We start from the raw sequence: 14,820 nt of genomic DNA, 5'->3' as shown, positions 1-14,820 counted from the left end.
GCATAAACGGGTGAATTTACGCATAAAGTTGTTTTCTCACGCATAAATCGCTAAAACGACGCATAAAATCCATTTTCCGCGCATAAATCTCTATAATCACGCATAAACCCGAAAGAAACGTTTTCCGCAAACAAAAAAGAGCCATCCAGGACGGCCCTCATCGTTCATTTCCCTAACCACTCCACTATATCCGCCTTCAAATCATTCCCATTCCAATATGTCAGCGCAGCATCCTCCCCGATCCGCTCGACGAGTTGTTCGACGTAGTCCGTACCAAGGATGTAACCGATTCGGTTATAACCGAAATAAGCGCCGCCAGATAGACGGAACCATTCTTTTTCCTTCGCCATATCCCATTCCCCTAAAGCGTCTTCCAAAAAGCGCCGTTTCACTTCAGCTTTATTGTCCTCATAGCACTTCACCCACGGCTCGCCTTCGTCATCGAATGAAAAATAGACCGGCTTCTGAAGGCCCGGGACTGTCCGTTTCGATAAATACGTGGCCGCCCCTTCCGTGAAAAGCGTCGTCAAGCCATGACCCCAATCGACGGTGGACCAGTCCAACCCGTCTCGTGTTCCCATCGCAAAATGCGTGACATGTCCGATTTCATGCGCAGTGATCACTTTCAAGTGGTCGCGCTCCGCGGAAAGCTTTTCAACGGCAAAATAGATTTCGCGTCGATTATCCCTCGTTACGAATGCGTTCGACCCGAACGTGCCGACCATCAGTTTGAATGAAAGATCCAAGCCTAAACCGAATGTCTGCTCATACTTCTCATCCACTTCCTGAATAACGGTGGGCAAACTGGCCGATATGGAACGGATGTCGTTAATCTTGCCTTCGTATTTCTGGAGTGCTGCCGACAATCGCTCTTCCGTCTTCGGACAGTGCATCGGAAAATACTTTTCATATATTTCCGCATGCTCATTGAGATACGATTCCAAGTCGTCGAGTGTAGGCTCTTCATTCGATTCCCAGAACTCCAAGAAAACCGGAATATTATTTTCATACTGCATTTGATCTCCCCCCCTCCCCACTAGTATACATATTTTTCAGTCATCAACGAAAGCCCAAAAGCATATGGTGGAACCGAGGGGGTTATCCCGTGGCGCATTGCTTCTATTCCCCTACGGAACAGGATTGCCCGCAAGCTTAAAAATGAAAGGATGAAAAACATGGTTCAATATTATTGGTATCCCGGTTTTCAACAGCAGCAGCAAATGCAAATGCCTGCAACACCGCCGCAAATTCCTGCCGGAGGAGGAAGGCCTCCATTCCGGGAGGAGTCGTATATCGAAAACATCCTCCGTCTCAACCGAGGCAAGCCCGGCGTATTCCATTTCTCTTTCGAACATGCCATTGAACCCGGAACGAATACGCTGGCAATCCCGGGGATGGTGGAAGCGGCAGGCCGTGATCACGTCATTTTGAGCACAGCGACCGGCAAACGCTATTTATTGCCGATGATCTATTTCGACTATGCGGAGTTTAACGAAGAACTAAATTACTTTAACCAGCAACCAATGTAATTAAAAAAATCTTCCATTGCTCCTCGCAGTGGAAGATTTTTTATTATCCCAACTTCTTTTCAAGCGCATGCCGGAATCGTTCCGGTTCATCCAAACGGATAGCGGTGGAGCGGAACTCCCTTTCCACACCCATAAACAAGGTCGCCTTCAGCGGCTCCTTAAAATAAAGGATGCAATTCGGCTTAGATTCCTCCATATCCTTCGCAATGAACTCAATGGCACCCGCCGCCTTCAACGGGTAACGGTCCGCCCCATCACCCCATTCGATTTGTTCAATCGCGTCATAAGGAATTTCCATGCGTTTCCCGAGTCCAAGGGAAATGTGCATCCGATTTTCTCTCATTGCCAAAGGATTGAGGCGCACTGTTTGAATATCCGCAATCACATAAATGACAGAGTAGATATTCAAGACAAGCAAGACAATGGACAGGATCATGGATTTCCCATGCAGCCACCAATGAATGCCGATTGTCTCGATAACGATTGCATGAATGAGCATCACATAAAATGCAATCATGCTCGTCTTCTGATGCAATGTAAACATGGTTTCCCCCGCGGGCGGCTTCCGCTTCCACGAAGCAAATGCATAATAAAACATGAGCGATTCTGCAGTTATGATGGAAACGAACGGATGGGTCGATACATTATTCTTCACATGCGCTGGGAAAGCAAAAAGCGGTCCGGCGTTTGTGCTCCTCACTTCCTTCATAATCGTCGGCAAATGCTTTGCGAGCAAAAACAGAAGGCCGAGTTCCGCCAGTAGGAGCAATCCTTCGAATCCAATCGCAACATAAGGGATAAATTTGAAAGGCTCGAAATACTCGCCAGGAATGACGAACCGGGCCGCAACGAGACCGATCACCATGAATGTGAAAAAACGTTTCAACGTGAAACCCTTTTTGCGCGTCATTGCGACTATGAGAACCGGTGCAACGATTGCCAAATCCAGCATAGAACCGATGACAACACCACGCGGATCGGCCGGCAATGGTATGGCAGGAAGCCGATAAGCCAAATAATTACTTACAAGGACAAGCAACAACAATACGGCAAGGATGCTTTGCTTTGAACGTTGACGGGTCAACACCATGGAAACTCCCCCTTTTCTTCTAGTTTACTAAGAAGTGGGAAAAGGATTACAGGATAGTATTGACAGATTTATGGAGAATTTCATGAGTTTGGGCGTGAGGAGACTCACTTTGAGCGCGGATGCAATCGCTTTGGGCGCACGGGGACTTACTTTGGACGCGGAAGACCACTCTTTGGACGCGGGAGCAATCGCTTTGGACGCGCGAGGACTCTCTTTGGGCGCGGAAGCAATCGCTTTGGGCGCGCAGGGACTTACTTTGGGCGCGGAAGCATTCGCTTTGGGCGCGCGGGAGCTCACTTTGGACGCGGTAGATCCCGCTTTGGACGCAGAAGACCAAGCTTTGGACGCGGCCCCCTCCCCATGACGCGATTCAAAAAAAACGGTCTGAAGAACTGATTCTTCAAACCGTTTCCATGTTATTTTCCGAACTTCACCGCTGCGATGATGAGCATGATCCAGCCCACGATGAAGGCGACGCCGCCGATCGGGGTGATGGCGCCCAATATGCCGATGCCGGACAGGCTGAGGATGTAGAGGCTGCCGGAGAAGATGATGATGCCGGCGAGCAGCAAGTATCCTGCCCACGTTAAAGAGGTCGACGGGCCGAAGAGCGATGAGCTCATGAGGATGCCGACCGCGATGAGTCCGATCGCGTGGAACATTTGGTATTGGACGGCTGTTTCCCAGATGGCGAGGTACCGTTCGGATAGGCGCTCTTTCAAAGCGTGCGCTCCGAATGCGCCAAGTGCAACGGCAAGTGCCGCGTTGACGGCGCCTGCGATAATGAAAAATGGCATATGATTTCCTACTTTCTGTTTGTGTAAAATCTCTCTATCTAATTATAAACATTTCCAGCTTATAAAATATGACAATTAGAAGTCAAAGATCGAGCCGCCGTTTGCGTCGTCTTCCTCCAAATGCCTGCCTTCCAATGACGAAATTTGCGGCTTATGGGAGATTGCCATCGTTCTCGGCGTAATGATCGGCTCGTCTTTCTTGTCGTTGCTGACGAGAACGACTTGGCAGAGCGCCCGAATCGCTGTCAGCGCCTCGCGGACGGCTTGATCGTCGTCCGCGGTTTTCGCGTAATTGAGCTGGCGCTGCATTTCCTCGATGATCCGTTCAGTTGAAATCATTGTCTAGCACCCCCTTTCTTCGGTACGTATTTCAAACATTCCATGCCCGATGATCGCTTCACAACGATGGACGGCAGTTCTCGGGTTTTGAAACCATACGCCTTGCACCCACGCGGGCTTTTCGGATCCCATGTTACGAAAAAGTATTGACATTGAAAGCAATTTACAGCCATGCGACCACCTCTTCCCTTACAGCCCGTCGTCCGTTCGGCACCAGTCGATCGGCGTTTCATTCCACTGTTTCAAAATTTCATTCGCCTTGGAGTATGGACGGCTGCCGAAAAAGCCCCGGCTTGCGCTAAGCGGGCTCGGATGGACTGCTTCGATGACAGCATTTTTATTTAAATCGATGAGCTTCTTTTTCTCCTGCGCCGGACGCCCCCAAAGGATGAAAACGACCGGCTCTTCGCGTTCGGACAAGCGACGGATCACTTCGTCGGTGAAAATCTCCCACCCTTTTTTCCGGTGGGAATGCGCCTCCCCTTCCCTCACAGTGAGGACGGTGTTCAGCATGAGCACGCCCTGCTTCGCCCAGCCCGTCAATGTCCCCGTTTCCGGAATCCCGCACCCGATATCGGACTGCAATTCCTTGAACATATTCCGTAAGCTCGGCGGAATCTTGACGCCGGGCTTCACCGAAAAACTGAGACCATGCGCTTGTCCAGGCCCGTGGTACGGATCCTGTCCGAGAACAACCACTTTCACGTCGTTGAAGGGGGTCAATTTGAAGGCTGTCCACATATCATCCATGAGCGGATACACGTTATGGCTTTCGTATTCTTTTTTGAGGAAATCGCGAAGCTGCAAGTAGTATGGTAGCTGGAATTGCTCCGCAAGCACTTCATCCCAATCATTCCCGAATCTATTTTTCTCCAAGCCTCTCACTCCTTGAATTCAATCGTCACGTCGTATCCCGCGAATGAAAACATTTCCTTCAACGTCTTTTCGGCGTTGAATTGCGCCGTCTTCAGCACGCCTTGACCTGTGGCCTCCTCGACGATGAGTTTCTTCGCCTCAGCTGCAAGTTCGTACGCCTCTTCTATGTCCGCCTTTTGACGGAAAACGCCTTCATAGGAATACACTTCGACTTGATCGAAATAAATTTCCGCCCCTCCGAGGAAGGTCGCGGCTGGCAATGTGAGCTTCGCGGTCTTATTTTTTTCATCTATGATGACATCTTTTTCAGTAAGCTTGGACAAATCGACGCCTGCCTTCACCGAACCCGGTACGACGACAAGAAGCTGCCGCTTCGTCCCCGGCACATTCAGGCCGATGCTTTGTCCGAATAGCTGGTTGTCCTGGCGTTCGATGATGACTTTCGTATACGCCTCCGCTGTCGCCATTTCATTCAAATCTTGTATATGTTCGAGGAACACGCCTTTTTGCTCCGTGAAGGTGCTCCCTAGTTTCATAAATTGGAAGGCTACGAACGGAAGGGAGATGACGACGATTAATAGAAGGACGGCGAGCAATAGAGCCGATCGCTTCCACATCGAAAGAAACCTGAACGGCATGCGCGGTCGCCAAGATCTCCTTTTCCTGCCGATCGCCTCTTCGACGGTGACCGCACTTTCGGATTCAGACGCCTTCAATTCTTTCAACAGTTTTTCAATTTCTTGCAGTTTCTTTTTATCTTCCATACCCTTTTTCACCTTCCTTCGACACTCGTAATCGCACATTTTTACATATAGTTGTACGTTTAGACTATCTAAAAGTTTCGTAGCCGACAACAGATAAGCCTATGCAATCGATCCTTTCATTCCAACACTCACAACTACGCATAAATCCGTAGATTCGCGCATAAATTCATCTACTCACGCATAAACCACTGCAAATGCGCATAAAATATATTATTTGCTCATAAATCCCCATATTCGCGCATAAACGACGAAAATCACGCATAAACCGCTCCCACAATTGGAATAATTGTATTTTTTCATAAATTTGATTACTATTAAATGTGAATGTAATCCAACACGAAGGAGACATCCAGCTATGACTATGAAAAAGACATTGACGATTGCAGGATCAGATACATCAGGCGGCGCAGGAATCCAAGCCGACCTGAAAACGTTCCAAGAGCACGGGACATACGGCATGACAGCTTTGACGGTCGTTGTGACGATGGATCCCGATAACAATTGGAGCCACGGCGTCTATTCACTTCCGATCGATGTATTGAAAGCGCAACTCAAAACAGCTCTTTCGACAGGCATCGACGCCATTAAGACAGGCATGCTCAGCACGGAGGAAGTCATCCAGACGGCTGGAGAGGCGATTGCGGAATCCGGACTCGACCACGTCGTCATCGATCCCGTCATGGTTTGTAAAGGCGAAGACGAAGTCCTCAATCCGGGAACTGTCGACGCGATGGTGGAATACTTGCTTCCGAAAGCGGAAATTGTCACACCGAATTTATTCGAAGCAGGTCAGCTGGCGAGCATGAAAACACCTTCAACGATCGAGCAGATGAAATCGGTTGCCGAAAAGATCCATTCACTCGGCGCGCGCAACGTCGTCATTAAAGGCGGCAAGCAGCTTCAGCACGACAAAGCAGCGGATCTGTTCTACGACGGCAAGACATTCACGTTGCTCGAAGCGGAAAAAACGGATACGCACTATAACCATGGTGCGGGCTGCACGTTCGCCGCTGCCATCACTGCGAACCTCGCAAATGGCCTAGACGTGAAAGAAGCGGTCATTGAAGCGAAGAAATTCGTTACAGCCGCAATCGCGAACGGCTGGAAGTTGAATGAATACGTCGGTCCCGTCATGCACGGCGCAAAAAACCGTGTAGGCTCACCGGACATTACAACAACAGAAATTTGATTTTTTAAAGGCCAGAAGAGCGTGCGATTCTTCTGGCCTTTTTTTGTGCCTGTATAAAGTTATCGGTCATTTCCCGGCGGTTATCGGTCATTTCCTGAAAGTTATCGATCAATTCGGCGAAGTTATCGGTCATTTCCCAAGAGTTATCGCCATTTCATGACCTTTAGCCTACATAACCATAACCATCCGCTTATGTTATCGTCTAGACTCCGGGTGGCAACTGCTCGGGTCATAAGTCAGCTCCGCTACACGGCAAAGGGCGCCGTTTCGCAGACCCGCCTTATGCCTGTCGCAGTTAACCGCCACCCTCCGCTTTTGTATAAGCACGCTAATCGCATTCATTTACACTTTTCTATATACTTGGGATATGTGCTTTTGTAAGAAGGAGGATTTTTCATGGACATCGTGAAACCGGATCGGTTGCAGGAATTGCTGAATTCCTATGCGAATAAAGACGTTTACATCCATCTTGAAACGACAAATGGCGCGTATGCCGCCCATTTCCAAGAAGGATTTTTCAACGCGGGGGCATTCATTCGGAATGTCGTCGTCAAATATGAACTTGGCAAGGTGGCGGGCGATTCGCCGCATCGAGTCGGATTGAAGCTTCCATCGGGTTGGATCTATGCGCAAGGGATCACCCATTACACGGTCGACGAACATGACCGGCTGCTCATGGCTGGGCTCGATCCGGACGGAAAACTTGCAGTCGCGCTCGAAATTAGTGAAACACCGTTTACATATTAACCTGTTTGATTGTTAAGGAGGCTTTTCGATGATTAAAGAAGAACGCCACGTACTCGTCATTTTTCCGCACCCGGACGACGAAGCTTTCGGCGTGTCGGGTACGATTTCCACATATATCGAAATGGGGGTTCCCGTCACGTACGCTTGTCTGACGCTAGGCGAAATGGGACGGAACCTAGGAAATCCCCCTTTCGCAAACCGCGAAACGCTGCCGCAAATCCGCAAGCAAGAATTAAAAAACGCGGCGGCCGCCATGGGACTTACGGATCTTCGGATGATGGGATTGCGCGATAAGACGATCGAATTCGAGGATGACGAAAAGATGATCAAGCTCGTCACCGATTTGATTGAAGATACGAACCCCTCCCTCATCATTACGTTCTACCCAGGACTCTCCGTCCACCCAGACCATGACGCAACAGGACGCGCCGTCGTCCGTGCCGTCAGAAGGATGAAGGAATCCGAACGTCCGACGCTGTATACAATTGCCTTCGCAAATAATACCGCGGAAGTACTCGGCGCACCCGACATCCTCCATAATGTCGAAGGGGCTGCGCAAAAAAAGCTCAATACATTAAATGCTCACGCTTCCCAAACCGTTTGGATGATGCGGGACATGGAAAAAAGATTGGCTGAAAAAGACCCTGAAGCATTGAAATGGCTGCACGAAGAGAAGTTTTTCACGTACCGCTGGGACCGGGATTTCGAATGACATGAAGCAGCTGCGCCCCGTCGCAAACGCAGACGGGGCCTTTTCATAGCTGAACCAAAAGACTGAATAGATCAATTTCTTTCCATTGTATTTACAACTGGACGAAAAATCGATAGTATGTATGATTATACAAGAATACTGATACTTTATTCATAAAGGGGCAAGAGAGAGTTGAAAACACATCATTTATCCACATGGCTCTACTTTCTAATTCCATCCATACTCGGCATTATCCTCTTCATGATTCCTCTGAAATTTGGGGAAGAATGGAAGGTTCCAATCGCAAAACTTGCGGATATCCTATCCGGCTGGCTTGAACCTGCCATGCCGATGACGGCAATGATTATTATTGTAATCGCGGCGCTCGGGTCGTTGCTGTATGCCTTCATCCCGCGTTCAAGTTCTAACCCTTCTCTTATGGAAGGATTGTTCAAAGTGACGCCATTTTGGGTCGTCACTCGTATTATCGGTGCTATTTTCGCCATCATGGTCACGTTCAAAATTGGGCCTGAGGCAATCTGGAATGAAAACACGGGCGGCTTGCTACTCGCACCGGATGGCCTTGTTTCGTTCTTATTTACGATTTTCCTATTTGCTGGTCTTTTATTGCCATTGTTATTGAACTTCGGTCTTTTGGAGTTTTTCGGTACGATGATGGTGAAGGTAATGCGTCCATTGTTCAATTTGCCAGGACGTTCCTCCATCGATGCGCTCGCTTCATGGATCGGCGATGGTACAATCGGCGTCCTGCTGACGAGCAAGCAATATGAGGACGGCCATTATACACAAAGGGAAGCAGCGATTATCGCAACGACGTTTTCAGTTGTTTCCATTACGTTCTCACTTGTCATTATCGATACGGTCGGCATGTCCAACTACTTCCTTCCGTTTTACGGAACTGTGCTTTTGACAGGTGTCATTTTAGCGCTCATCATGCCGCGCATTTATCCACTCAGAGGCAAGAAGGCTGAGTATATCGACGGCCGGAAGTTCACGGGCGAAGAAGAGCAACTGCCTGAAGGTTATAACGTGTTCAGCCACGGTCTGGAAAATGCGTTGGATACCGCTTCGAAGAACCGCTCCATCGGGAGAATCTTCACCGACGGTATGCGCAATGTGCTTGATATGTGGATCGGCGTCGCGCCAGTCGTTATGGCATTTGGTACGGTTGCACTCATGCTTGCGGAATATACAGGCGTCTTCACGTTCTTAGGGAAGCCGTTCGAGCCGATTCTTGCTGTATTGGGCATTCCGGAAGCTGCGGCAGCGGCACAGACGATGGTTGTCGGTTTTGCGGACATGTTCTTGCCAGTCATTTTAGCTGATGGCTCTATCACATCACCAATGACGTTGTTCACGATTGCGACGATTTCAGTCGTTCAGCTTATTTACATGTCCGAGGTCGGCGGTTTGATTCTCGGAACAAAAATCCCTATTAATTTTCTAGACTTGATTGTCATTTTCCTATTGCGTACGCTCATCGCACTGCCAATCGTTGCAGGCGTTGCGCACTTATTATTTTAAATAACGAAAAGCGGAAACGACCGCTTAGGCCTGACAGGCATAAGACAACCCAGCGTTGTGGCGCTTTTTGCCACTTAAGCTGGGTTGACTTATGACCCGAAGGCCTGGTCGTTGAAGCTAGACAATCACATAAAAGCCGCTGATCCCAATTCCGGATCAGCGGCTTTTTCATATTACGCATTCAATTTCTTTTTCAGTTTCTCCAACATGTCGACTGTCATCGAATCCAAATCGTATGTCGCACGGAATCCCCACTCCGCAACGGCTGCTGACGGGTCGATGCTATTTGGCCAGCTGTCTGCAATCGCTTGACGGACCGGATCGACATTGTAGGACATTTCAAAGCCAGTGATATGCTTACGGATGGAAGCTGCTATCTCGCCTGGCTCAAAGCTCATCGCTGTCACATTGAACGCATTGCGGTGCGTCAGTTTCGCAGGATCCGCTTCCATCAGGTCGACGATTGCTTGCAAAGCGTCAGGCATATACATCATGTCCATATACGTACCTTCTGCTATGAAGGACTCGTACTTCCCTTCCGTAATCGCCTTATAATAAATATCCACTGCATAATCCGTCGTTCCCCCGCCCGGCTGCGCCACGTAGGAAATCAATCCCGGGAAGCGCACACCTCGCGTGTCGATGCCGAATCGGTGATAATAATAGTCGCATAATAGCTCGCCCGAGACTTTATTGACGCCATACATTGTCGTCGGACGTTGCAATGTGTCTTGCGGAGTGTTCACTTTCGGAGTCGAAGGGCCGAAAGCTCCGATTGAGCTCGGCGTGAAAAATTGCATATTGAGCTCGCGCGCCGTTTCAAGCGCATTCATGAGGCCACCCATGTTAAGGTTCCATGCGAATAGCGGATCATCTTCTGCACGTGCGGAAAGAAGCGCCGCCATATGCATAATCGTGTCCGCGCCGAAATGCTTCGCCACGTCATACATCTTCTTGCCATCGGTCACATCGAGCACTTCAAACGGTCCCGCAACCGGTTGCAACGGCTGGCGGATGTCTGTCGATAGCACATTATCTTCACCATATTCTTTTTGCAATTTGCCAATCAATTCCGAACCTATCTGGCCTAGTGCGCCAGTCACCATGATCTTTTTCAATCTTAACTCCTCCTAAAATTCATATGTATTTATGGGCAGGACATTGTTTTTTAATAAATAAGTAAACTCATTCATATCAACACAGAAAGATTATATTATGTGTTCCTGTAAAACACAACAGCTATTCCTCCTATATCATCTTTTCCTTTTATTTTTCTGGTATACTATAGAAAAAACATTGAGGTGCACGATGTTCAGTAAATATGCCAATTTTATAGTAGTCATTATTATCAGTGCCTTATTGGCTGTTGCATTATTTTTATCAGGACTGCAGATATGGCTCGTTTTCACGATTATTATGTTGTTCACTTTCATTTTGACGATGGGCTACCCTTTCTATATTATTTACAGATCAAAGAGCCTGAAACTGATTGACCGCTATTTGGCCAACCATCGGAATAAACCAATCTTCAGCTATGCTTACGCCTTGGCCCACGGAACCGATAAGGAGATTCACGATTCGCTGAATAAAATATTGAAATCCTATCCTCATGCGGAAGTGCAAGACGTGTATAATGCCAATCTGCTAGTGTTCCAAAAGGATTGGAGACGTTTAATAGAAACATCGAAGAAGATGACGACTACTTTCTACCGTGATTATTATGCGGGAATTGGGTATACAATGAGTAATAACAAGGAGAAGTCTTCTGAATCTTTGTCGAAGGTACGGACTCCGTGGATGGTCCACTCCCTCAAAGCGATCATCGCCTTGAAGCAGGGACAGAAGGATGCATTCCAAACTGAAGCTACGCTAGCAACGAGAAATGCAGTCGGCATGCAGCGTTATGTCACGCATTATATGTTGAAGAGAATGGCAGAAGGAGTCTTTTCGACCAAGGAGGTGTGAAAGATGGACTTCATGGAAGAGGCTTTCGTGGAGTTGAAGGATGGGAGACGCGGCCTGATCGTCGAAATACGGCCGAATGAACCGATGCAATACGACGTCGAACTCCCAGACGGAGAACTGACGACCGTTTTCCACGACGAAGTTGCCAAACAAGTCCACTTGCCGACGAGGTAGATGAAAATTCAATAACGCAAAATAGCCCGTCTCTATTTTTCAGAGATGGGCTCAGCCTGTTGACAAACGCTCGCATCCGTCGTTGCTTGTCTCGCTCGTCCGCTCATGAACCTAAGTTCTATTCGCGTCTTCGCTCGACTTCGCGCCTAGGCTGACAAGCGTTTTCAATCAGGCTGGGGAAATCCCTATGCAAGACGGCTTACTAATTTATTTATAGTGCCTATCCTACGGATTTCACGAATAATTGTCCATTAAGCAACAGGCATGCGAGCTGGCCCCTCGCTTCGAGATCCGTCACAATCGCTTCCATATACCACCGATTGTTTCCATCAAACGGCGTCAATCGTTTCAACGTCCTGTTCGATAGCTCTTCGAATGAGATGATGCCCGCTTCACGAATGATCATGAGCATCACTTTTTTGATTTTTTCATATCTGAATTTCACAATCGACGCTCCGGCTCTGCCGTTCGATTGCAAAAGTTGGACGCTTTCATTGTATCGCATTCGTGGCCCACCTTTTCAAAGTGATCTGCTTCGTATCTATTACCCTTTTTCCTGAAAGATAAAACTCAATTTATACGTGAAAAATAAAAAAACTGCCGCATCAGCATTATGCCGATACGACAGTCGTCTTTCATCTATTCTTAAGAAATGACGCCGAGCTCTTTTCCGACTTTTTCATAGATAGCAAGTGCATCATCGAGCATTTCCTTCGTGTGGGAAGCGATCGGCATATTGCGCACGCGCCCTTTGCCCTTCGGAACAGTCGGGAACACGATCGATTTCGCGTATACGCCTTCCTCGATCAACCGTTTCGAGAATTGCTGCGTCAACTTCTCATCGCCGACGATGCATGGCGTGATCGGCGTTTCGGAAACACCGATGTTGAAGCCCAATTTCTTCAAGCCTTCCTTCAAATAGTTTCCATTCTCCCATAGCTTGTCATACAGCTCTGTAGACTCCATGATTTTGTCCAGCGCACCCATGATGGCTGCAACGTCGCCTGCAGGCAAAGCTGTGGAGAATAAAAACGGACGGGAACGCACTTTCAGCCAGTCGATTAACTCCTGCTTCCCGGCAACATAACCGCCGACAACGCCGATCGCTTTCGATAGCGTTCCGATTTGGAAGTCGATCTCTTTCTCAAGTCCGAAATGCTTCACGGTTCCTTTCCCTTTGCCCGTTACGCCGGATCCGTGCGCATCGTCGACATAAGTGATCAAATCGAATTCTTTCGCGATCTCCACGATTTCAGGAAGCTTCGCGATATTGCCGTCCATCGAAAACACGCCGTCCGTAATATACATGATCTTGCCGTATTGTCCGGACTCCTTCGCCTCTTTCGCTTTCGCACGCAAATCGTCCATATCCTGGTGCTTGACGCGGATGATCTTCGCGCCGGATAGGCGGCAGCCGTCGATGATCGAAGCGTGGTTCAATTCATCCGAAAGAATTGCGTCCTGTTTATTCATGACCGCAGAAATCGCAGCCATGTTGCAATTGAAGCCGGATTGGTAGGAAATTGCAGCTTCCGTCCCTTTGAATTCCGCAAGCTTCTTCTCAAGTTCAATATGAATATCTAGTGTTCCATTGATTGTACGGACTGCTCCCGCACCGACGCCGTATTTTTCCGTCGCCGCAATCGCAAGTTTTTTCAAATCTTCGTCCGTCGCTAACCCTAAATAGTTATTTGAGGATAGATTGATTAATTCTTTCCCGTTAATTTTAATAACAGGACCGTTCGGACCTTCTACCGGATCGATTACATTGTAGAGACCTTGGTCGCGCAGTTCCTGTAAATTTTCCTGTAAAAACGCATCGAGCACTTTAGACAAAATGATCTTCCTTTCAAACGATTGATGCCCCCATTTTAGCATAAGTGGGCGATTCTCGCAGAAGGAATCGTTTCATCCATCAATCCATTTTGAAAGTTGACGTACTTTTTCCTCGAAAATCTTTCTAATAATCGCCTGATCGACGACTTCGCGCAGCCTGTTCTCGCTGTGTGCATACGCATGCATATACCCTGTCGCGTCCATGATCCTCTCCTTGTATCGCCCACTGATTTCACGGATCTTCTCTTCCGCTTCCGCATCTTCCGTGCACATCGAGACGAGATCGAGCACTTCATCCAATGGACTTTCAGGATCATATTCATGCGGCTGGGTCGCGTCGAACAAGCATACCGACAACTCCGGCAACAGCAAAATGTCGACACTTGTCGGATCTAGGCCGCACCAGCCGTAGAGCACGTCAATCCCCCGACGCTCCGCCTCTTTGCCGAGGTTTTTCAGCATCGTCGATTTCCCCGTCCCTGACAACCCTTTCATAAGGATTCTCCTCTTCGTCCAGCTCGTAATGGAAGGAATGAAATCACGGGACCCGCCTGGAGATAAAGAGCCGGCAATCCGGTGCGACACTGTCGATTTCTTATGCAGCTTCATCGTGCCGAAAAGTTCATTTTTCAACGACTCGATCAGCTGCTCATGTTCACGCCACATCATCCTGACGATATTCACTTGCTCCCAATCATCGTGAATCCCCTTCGCTTCGGACATTGCCTGCATCATTTTTGTAAACACTCGACTTGATTCGTCTGCAATTTGGGCCATCTCAGTCGTGCGGCTTTGAAGTTTCCCTTCATCGTAAGCATCATAGAAGCTGATGACGTGGTGGCGCCCGCCGATTTCGGTCGGCTCAATCGAAACAGGGTGGGACGCTTGGAGAATAAATAAGCTAAGATCTTTCACATATATGGCATCCGTATTGTCAGGCTGGACTGGATTGTTGAAGCGATCCACGTCATAGCCTCTTTTGATGAAGTGTGCAGCCGCATCGTTCAATACTTTTGATATTGCATTTGTCGGCGGTGCTTTCAAAAAAATCGTCTTGTTAGCGGTGGCGATCAAAGTGTCGTATTTATGCGCGACCCCGAGCCCTGTATAGGCTGTCCCCATGTATTCCGTAATTGTCCCGTATATGATGACCATCCTTTCCCAATTGACTACTTGCATTTCTACCATATGCCCAGACAATAAAAAAAAGCACGGCTTGTCTGCTAACGCATCAAGTAACATTCTTTTCGGAGACACAATTTACAATTAGTGTCTCCA

General features: G+C 48.3%; 19 protein-coding genes. 8 read left to right on the top strand and 11 right to left on the bottom strand.

Translation table 11 applies throughout. From position 1 onward, the window contains the following. Positions 1 to 164: 164 nt before the first annotated feature. The gene (locus tag NIT04_RS01715; protein ID WP_252501883.1) at positions 165 to 1,016 is read right to left on the bottom strand and encodes an aminopeptidase; all 852 of its coding nucleotides are present in this window, start codon (positions 1,014 to 1,016) and stop codon (positions 165 to 167) included. Between the two features lie 159 nt (positions 1,017 to 1,175). Here NIT04_RS01715 and NIT04_RS01710 point away from each other — a divergent pair, with 159 nt between their 5' ends. Further along, complete coding sequence (locus NIT04_RS01710) at positions 1,176 to 1,529, top strand: spore coat protein GerQ (RefSeq protein WP_252501882.1); 354 nt, start codon at positions 1,176 to 1,178, stop codon at positions 1,527 to 1,529. Positions 1,530 to 1,572: 43 nt separating this feature from the next. Here the strand turns inward: NIT04_RS01710 and NIT04_RS01705 are convergent, their stop codons facing one another. Continuing rightward, positions 1,573 to 2,619: a beta-carotene 15,15'-monooxygenase gene (locus NIT04_RS01705; protein WP_252501881.1), complete on the bottom strand. Its 1,047-nt coding sequence runs from the start codon at positions 2,617 to 2,619 to the stop codon at positions 1,573 to 1,575. 109 nt (positions 2,620 to 2,728) lie between these two features. On the opposite strand from NIT04_RS01705, the gene NIT04_RS01700 reads away from it, so the two are divergent. After that, the gene (locus NIT04_RS01700; protein WP_252501880.1) at positions 2,729 to 2,983 is read left to right on the top strand and encodes a hypothetical protein; all 255 of its coding nucleotides are present in this window, start codon (positions 2,729 to 2,731) and stop codon (positions 2,981 to 2,983) included. Positions 2,984 to 3,035: 52 nt separating this feature from the next. On the opposite strand, the gene NIT04_RS01695 is transcribed toward NIT04_RS01700, so the two are convergent. The 5 genes from NIT04_RS01695 to NIT04_RS01675 all read right to left on the bottom strand — a co-directional run bounded on the left by NIT04_RS01695 (position 3,036) and on the right by NIT04_RS01675 (position 5,395). Continuing rightward, entirely contained in the window at positions 3,036 to 3,416 is a 381-nt protein-coding gene (locus tag NIT04_RS01695) for a DUF423 domain-containing protein (protein WP_252501879.1), read from the bottom strand. 75 nt (positions 3,417 to 3,491) lie between these two features. After that, a complete protein-coding gene (locus NIT04_RS01690; protein WP_252501878.1) occupies positions 3,492 to 3,755 on the bottom strand; it encodes a YwdI family protein in 264 nt (87 codons plus the stop codon). Continuing rightward, on the bottom strand, positions 3,752 to 3,928 hold the full coding sequence (locus NIT04_RS01685; RefSeq protein ID WP_252501877.1) for a uracil-DNA glycosylase: 177 nt from the start codon (positions 3,926 to 3,928) through the stop codon (positions 3,752 to 3,754). The genes NIT04_RS01690 and NIT04_RS01685 overlap by 4 nt, the downstream gene beginning before the upstream one ends. 16 nt (positions 3,929 to 3,944) lie before the next feature. Next, positions 3,945 to 4,631 (bottom strand): uracil-DNA glycosylase, encoded by a 687-nt coding sequence (locus tag NIT04_RS01680; RefSeq protein ID WP_252501876.1) that lies wholly within the window; start codon positions 4,629 to 4,631, stop codon positions 3,945 to 3,947. Between the two features lie 5 nt (positions 4,632 to 4,636). After that, a complete protein-coding gene (locus NIT04_RS01675; protein WP_252501875.1) occupies positions 4,637 to 5,395 on the bottom strand; it encodes a DUF4230 domain-containing protein in 759 nt (252 codons plus the stop codon). Positions 5,396 to 5,750: 355 nt separating this feature from the next. Here NIT04_RS01675 and thiD point away from each other — a divergent pair, with 355 nt between their 5' ends. The 4 genes from thiD to NIT04_RS01655 all read left to right on the top strand — a co-directional run bounded on the left by thiD (position 5,751) and on the right by NIT04_RS01655 (position 9,567). Then, positions 5,751 to 6,584: a bifunctional hydroxymethylpyrimidine kinase/phosphomethylpyrimidine kinase gene (thiD, locus tag NIT04_RS01670; protein ID WP_252501874.1), complete on the top strand. Its 834-nt coding sequence runs from the start codon at positions 5,751 to 5,753 to the stop codon at positions 6,582 to 6,584. Positions 6,585 to 6,980: 396 nt separating this feature from the next. Beyond that, on the top strand, positions 6,981 to 7,331 hold the full coding sequence (locus NIT04_RS01665; protein WP_252501873.1) for a YojF family protein: 351 nt from the start codon (positions 6,981 to 6,983) through the stop codon (positions 7,329 to 7,331). A 28-nt stretch (positions 7,332 to 7,359) separates the two neighbouring features. Further along, positions 7,360 to 8,043 (top strand): bacillithiol biosynthesis deacetylase BshB2, encoded by a 684-nt coding sequence (gene bshB2, locus NIT04_RS01660; protein ID WP_252501872.1) that lies wholly within the window; start codon positions 7,360 to 7,362, stop codon positions 8,041 to 8,043. A gap of 171 nt (positions 8,044 to 8,214) precedes the next feature. Further along, the gene (locus NIT04_RS01655) at positions 8,215 to 9,567 is read left to right on the top strand and encodes a YjiH family protein (protein ID WP_252501871.1); all 1,353 of its coding nucleotides are present in this window, start codon (positions 8,215 to 8,217) and stop codon (positions 9,565 to 9,567) included. A gap of 173 nt (positions 9,568 to 9,740) precedes the next feature. Here NIT04_RS01655 and NIT04_RS01650 read toward each other — a convergent pair whose 3' ends face one another. Continuing rightward, positions 9,741 to 10,673 carry an L-threonine 3-dehydrogenase gene (locus NIT04_RS01650; protein ID WP_371922514.1) on the bottom strand — a complete coding sequence of 311 codons (933 nt, stop codon included), beginning with the start codon at positions 10,671 to 10,673 and terminating at the stop codon, positions 9,741 to 9,743. Positions 10,674 to 10,875: 202 nt separating this feature from the next. On the opposite strand from NIT04_RS01650, the gene NIT04_RS01645 reads away from it, so the two are divergent. Together NIT04_RS01645 and NIT04_RS01640 are read left to right on the top strand one after the other, a co-directional pair. Next, on the top strand, positions 10,876 to 11,532 hold the full coding sequence (locus NIT04_RS01645; RefSeq protein ID WP_252501869.1) for a hypothetical protein: 657 nt from the start codon (positions 10,876 to 10,878) through the stop codon (positions 11,530 to 11,532). A 3-nt stretch (positions 11,533 to 11,535) separates the two neighbouring features. Next, entirely contained in the window at positions 11,536 to 11,706 is a 171-nt protein-coding gene (locus NIT04_RS01640) for a hypothetical protein (RefSeq protein ID WP_252501868.1), read from the top strand. 220 nt (positions 11,707 to 11,926) lie between these two features. Here NIT04_RS01640 and NIT04_RS01635 read toward each other — a convergent pair whose 3' ends face one another. The 3 genes from NIT04_RS01635 to NIT04_RS01625 all read right to left on the bottom strand — a co-directional run bounded on the left by NIT04_RS01635 (position 11,927) and on the right by NIT04_RS01625 (position 14,721). Then, on the bottom strand, positions 11,927 to 12,211 hold the full coding sequence (locus tag NIT04_RS01635; protein ID WP_252501867.1) for a hypothetical protein: 285 nt from the start codon (positions 12,209 to 12,211) through the stop codon (positions 11,927 to 11,929). Positions 12,212 to 12,351: 140 nt separating this feature from the next. Continuing rightward, positions 12,352 to 13,542, bottom strand: a complete 1,191-nt coding sequence (locus NIT04_RS01630; RefSeq protein ID WP_252501866.1) for a glycine C-acetyltransferase — start codon at positions 13,540 to 13,542, stop codon at positions 12,352 to 12,354. Positions 13,543 to 13,614: 72 nt separating this feature from the next. After that, entirely contained in the window at positions 13,615 to 14,721 is a 1,107-nt protein-coding gene (locus NIT04_RS01625; RefSeq protein ID WP_252501865.1) for a hypothetical protein, read from the bottom strand. Positions 14,722 to 14,820: the final 99 nt, after the last annotated feature.

Origin of the sequence: Sporosarcina sp. Marseille-Q4943 (assembly GCF_943736995.1) — a bacterium.
GTDB lineage: Bacteria > Bacillota > Bacilli > Bacillales_A > Planococcaceae > Sporosarcina.
This window is presented reverse-complemented; position numbering and strand designations above follow the sequence as displayed.

Excerpts from the sequence above, each read along its gene's own strand:
- NIT04_RS01705 (WP_252501881.1), bottom strand. The coding sequence starts at position 2,619 with ATGGTGTTGACCCGTCAACGTTCAAAGCAAAGCATCCTTGCCGTATTG.
- NIT04_RS01645 (WP_252501869.1), top strand. The coding sequence starts at position 10,876 with ATGTTCAGTAAATATGCCAATTTTATAGTAGTCATTATTATCAGTGCC.
- NIT04_RS01650 (WP_371922514.1), bottom strand. The coding sequence starts at position 10,673 with ATGGTGACTGGCGCACTAGGCCAGATAGGTTCGGAATTGATTGGCAAA.
- NIT04_RS01685 (WP_252501877.1), bottom strand. The coding sequence starts at position 3,928 with ATGGCTGTAAATTGCTTTCAATGTCAATACTTTTTCGTAACATGGGAT.
- NIT04_RS01675 (WP_252501875.1), bottom strand. The coding sequence starts at position 5,395 with ATGGAAGATAAAAAGAAACTGCAAGAAATTGAAAAACTGTTGAAAGAA.
- NIT04_RS01715 (WP_252501883.1), bottom strand. The coding sequence starts at position 1,016 with ATGCAGTATGAAAATAATATTCCGGTTTTCTTGGAGTTCTGGGAATCG.
- NIT04_RS01695 (WP_252501879.1), bottom strand. The coding sequence starts at position 3,416 with ATGCCATTTTTCATTATCGCAGGCGCCGTCAACGCGGCACTTGCCGTT.
- thiD (WP_252501874.1), top strand. The coding sequence starts at position 5,751 with ATGACTATGAAAAAGACATTGACGATTGCAGGATCAGATACATCAGGC.
- bshB2 (WP_252501872.1), top strand. The coding sequence starts at position 7,360 with ATGATTAAAGAAGAACGCCACGTACTCGTCATTTTTCCGCACCCGGAC.
- NIT04_RS01625 (WP_252501865.1), bottom strand. The coding sequence starts at position 14,721 with ATGCAAGTAGTCAATTGGGAAAGGATGGTCATCATATACGGGACAATT.
- NIT04_RS01640 (WP_252501868.1), top strand. The coding sequence starts at position 11,536 with ATGGACTTCATGGAAGAGGCTTTCGTGGAGTTGAAGGATGGGAGACGC.
- NIT04_RS01710 (WP_252501882.1), top strand. The coding sequence starts at position 1,176 with ATGGTTCAATATTATTGGTATCCCGGTTTTCAACAGCAGCAGCAAATG.
- NIT04_RS01635 (WP_252501867.1), bottom strand. The coding sequence starts at position 12,211 with ATGCGATACAATGAAAGCGTCCAACTTTTGCAATCGAACGGCAGAGCC.
- NIT04_RS01665 (WP_252501873.1), top strand. The coding sequence starts at position 6,981 with ATGGACATCGTGAAACCGGATCGGTTGCAGGAATTGCTGAATTCCTAT.
- NIT04_RS01690 (WP_252501878.1), bottom strand. The coding sequence starts at position 3,755 with ATGATTTCAACTGAACGGATCATCGAGGAAATGCAGCGCCAGCTCAAT.